The 3,640-nt window shown below is 73.2% G+C and carries 3 protein-coding genes; all 3 read right to left on the minus strand.

All coding sequences use genetic code 11. From position 1 onward, the window contains the following. Nucleotides 1-373 precede the first annotated feature (373 nt). Nucleotides 374-2,002 carry a thiamine pyrophosphate-dependent enzyme gene (locus VGW35_08150; protein HEV8307627.1) on the minus strand — a complete coding sequence of 543 codons (1,629 nt, stop codon included), beginning with the start codon at nucleotides 2,000-2,002 and terminating at the stop codon, nucleotides 374-376. A gap of 28 nt (nucleotides 2,003-2,030) precedes the next feature. Next, nucleotides 2,031-3,149, minus strand: coding sequence for an acyl-CoA dehydrogenase family protein (locus VGW35_08155; protein HEV8307628.1), 1,119 nt, complete (start codon nucleotides 3,147-3,149; stop codon nucleotides 2,031-2,033). 10 nt (nucleotides 3,150-3,159) lie between these two features. After that, a partial coding sequence (locus tag VGW35_08160) for an acyl-CoA dehydrogenase family protein (protein ID HEV8307629.1) occupies nucleotides 3,160-3,640 on the minus strand: 481 nt, incomplete at its 5' end.

A 3,640-nucleotide genomic window follows, 5' to 3' on the forward strand; every position in this document is an offset into this window, starting at 1 on the left:
GGTACATCCCGGCTCAGTGGGTCGTCCGCTACGCGGCGGCCAAGCCGTGGGTGCGGGGCATCGAGAAGAACAAGGCAGGAGAGCCGGTCCTCGAGGGCAACATCTACGTGGACATGCTCTCCCACCTCTACATCGTCGAAAGGGCCTGACGCCGACCCTCCCACCCTCTCCCCCCGACGGGGGAGAGGGTGGGGTGAGGGGGCGATGGGGTGAGGGGGCGATGCCCCGCGCGGCGATCCTGGCCGTCGTGCGGGCAACCCCCGCCCCGCTCAGGGACCTCACGCGCGGTCTCGCGGGGGACGCGCTGGCCCGCCGGCCCACGGGGGACGATTGGTCGATGGGCCAGGGTTTCCGACACCCCCTCCGAAGTCAACTAGCGCTGGTACTTGGTCGGCTTCCGCCGTGGCGTGAAGAAGACCGGGCGCGGCATCCGGCCCACCGGGACCTCGATCAGTGCCGGACGATCCATCGCGACGGCTTCGCGGACGAGGTCTCCGACGTCGGTCGGCTCCTTGGTGCGCAGGCCCACGGCGCCGTAGGCCTCGGCCAGGCGGACGAAGTCCGGGTTGTGGAGCTCGGACCCGACGCTCCCGCCCCACGCCTCGTCCAAGTCGCGGGCGACATTGCCGTAGGCCTGGTCGTTGAAGACCACCGCGATCACGTTGATCCCGTACTGGACGGCGGTGGCGAGCTCCTGCGCATTGTAGAGGAAGCCGCCATCGCCGCAGAGCGCGACGACCGGGCGGTCGGGGCAGCCCACCTTGGCGCCCAGCGCGGTCGGGTAGGCGTAGCCGAGGTTCCCCGAGTAGGAGGAGGTGAGGAACGTCCGCGGCTCGTACACGGGCCAGAAGCGGTTCGCGTAGTACCCGATCTGGGTCATGTCCGAGACGACGATCGCCCCGTCGGGGATTCCGGCGCGGAGGCTTTTCAGGATCGACGCCTGCGGCTCCTGCTGGGCGGCCAGAAGCTCGGCCCGGACGGCCTCTCGCTCGGCCGCGCGCGAGGGACGGGGGGGCCCGCCGGCCCGGAGGCGAGCGAGCAGGGCCTCCAGCGTCGCCCGGGCGTCGCCGACCAGGCCGAAGCTCTTCTCGTGATTTCGCCCGATCTCCTCCGGGTCGATGTCGATGTGGATCACCTGCTGCTCGGGCTTGAGGGAGGCGATGGCCAGCCGGGTGCCGACCGCCAGCAGGACGTCCGCCGCCTCCACGTGGGCCCGGAGCGGTCCCGCGTGCCACAGGGCGGCCCCGAGCGAGAGGTCGCTCCGGTCGTCGACCGCGCCCTTCCCCTCGGAGGACTGGGCCACGCCCGCCTGGAGGTGGCCGGCCACCGCCGCCAGAGGTTCATGGGCCCCCGAAAGATGGACGCCGCCACCCGCGTAGATGACGGGGCGGGCGGCGGCGAGGAGCATCCGCGCCGCCTGGTCGACGGAGGCCGGGTCGGCCGCGGGCCGGGCGGGCCGGGCCGGCGGCAGCAGCTCGGCCTCGGCCTCCTCCTCCAGCGTGTCGGGCGGCATCTCGATCTCGACCGGACGCGGGCGGCCCGTCTTGAGCTGGGCCACCGCCGCGTGGACGGCGGCCGGGATCTCGGCGACCTCGAGGATGCGCTTCCGCCACTTGGTCACCGGCGCGATGGCGTCGAGCTGGTCGTCCACCTCGTGGAGGACGCCGATCCGCTTGCCGAGCTGGTGCCGCGGCACCTGGCCGGCGATCATGAGGACCGGTGACGAGGCGGCGTAGGCCGTGCTCAACCCGGCGGCGGCGTTGAGGAGGCCGGGACCCGGGACGACGAGCGCGGTCCCGAAGCCGCCGCTCGCCCGCGCGTATCCGTCGGCCATGTAGCCCGTGGCCTGCTCGTGCCGCGTGACGACGAAGCGCATCCCCGGCTCGTCACGGAGCGCGGCCACCGCTCCGTAGAGCTGCACCCCCGGCAGACCGAACACCACCCGGACGCCTTCACGGCCGAGCTGCTTCACCAGAGCCTCGCCGCCGGTCATCCGAGCCATCGCGCGCGCTCCTCTCCTCGCTTCGTTCTCAGCCCGCAACGCGGCGGACGATGAGCTCGCGGTGATGGTCGGGGTCGCCGTACATCGCCTCGAGCGCCTTGGCGCGCTTCATGTAGAGGTGGAGGTCGTACTCCCAGGTGAACCCGATCCCCCCGTGCACCTGGATCGCCTCGCCGCACACCTTCCGGGCCGCTTCGCTCACGTAGGCCTTGGCCACCGAGGCGGCGATCGCCCGGTCCTCGGCGGCGGCGTCCAGCGCCCACGCCGCGTAGTACGTGGCCGCGTGCGCGTTCTCCACCTCGAGCAGCATCTCGGCGCACTTGTGCCGGATGGCCTGGAAGGAGCCGATGGGCTGGCCGAACTGCTCGCGGACCCGGGCGTAGGCCACCGACATGTCGAGGCAGCGCCGGGCGGCTCCCAGCATCTCCGCCGCCGCGCCCACCGCCCCCCGCTGGAGGAGCCCCTCGAGCAGCGGCGCGGCCTCTCCGGGCCGCCCGAGCACCGCGTCCTCGGACACCGGGACGCTGTCGAGCCGGACGCTGGTCCAGCGCGTCCCCACGTCCATGCCCAGCACGGGCGCGAGCGCGAGGCCCGCCGCCGACGTCTCGACGACGAAGAGGGAGAGGCCCTCGGGAGCGCGCGCCGGCACCAGCAGGGCATCGGCGACGTGGGCCCAGGGGACGAAGGGCTTCGCCCCCGAGAGGAGATAGCGGCCCCGCATCCGCTCCGCCCGCGTCTCGACCGCCTCGGGCGCCCAGTCGAGCTGCCCGTCCAGGAGCGCGACGGTAGCCCGGGCGCTCCCGGTCGCGATCGCCGGGAGCCAGCGGCTCTGCTGGGCCGCGCTGCCGGCCTCGGCGATGGCGAGGCCGGCCAGCACCGTCGGGAAGTAGGGACCCGGGTAGGCCACGCGGCCCATCTCCTCGAGGACGATGGCCGTCTCCACCATCCCGAGCCCGCTTCCTCCGGCGGCCTCCGGCAGCGCCAGGCCGAGCCAGCCGAGCCCGGCCATGTCCTTCCACAACGCTTCGCTCTCCCCGCGTCCATCGTCCATGAGGGACCGGACGACCGCCGGCGGGCAGTGCTCGTCGAGGAAGGCGCGCGCCGCGTTCCGGAGGAGCTGCTGATCCACGCTGAACGAGAAGTCCACGGCCGCCTCCTCAGGTCCCCCGGTCGGCCCGGATGTCCTTGGGCAGCCGGAGGACGCGGTCGGCGATGACGTTCTTCTGGATCTCCGACGAGCCGGCGTAGATCGTGCCGGCCCGCGACCACAGGAAGGCCTGGGCCCAGGTGCCCGCCTCGCCGGAGGAGGTGTCGACGTCCAGGAACTCGTAGGGCACGCCGGCCATGAGCTGCCCCCACGGGCCCAGGACCTCCAGCGCCAGCTCGAGGTACCGCTTCTCGAACTCGCTGTAGGAGAGCTTGGTGATCGAGGAGGCCGGGCCGGGCGACTCCCCCTTCTGGAGGGCGGACAGGACCCGGAGCGCCGCGTACCGCTGGACCTCGAGCTCGGTGTAGATCCGGCCGATCCGGGCCCGGACGCGGGGGTCGTCGAGCAGCGGCCGCCCGCCGCGGGTGAGCGTCCGGGCCGCTTGAACGAGCTGACCGAAGGCCGCCTTGTACCGGGTCACCCGGGCCAGG

It is taken from the genome of Candidatus Methylomirabilota bacterium (assembly GCA_036005065.1).
In the GTDB taxonomy this organism is placed as follows: domain Bacteria; phylum Methylomirabilota; class Methylomirabilia; order Rokubacteriales; family DASRDR01; genus DASYQW01.

Bases quoted from the DNA above. Each gene is read 5' to 3' on its own strand.
- VGW35_08150 (HEV8307627.1), bottom strand. From the start codon at position 2,002: ATGGCTCGGATGACCGGCGGCGAGGCTCTGGTGAAGCAGCTCGGCCGT.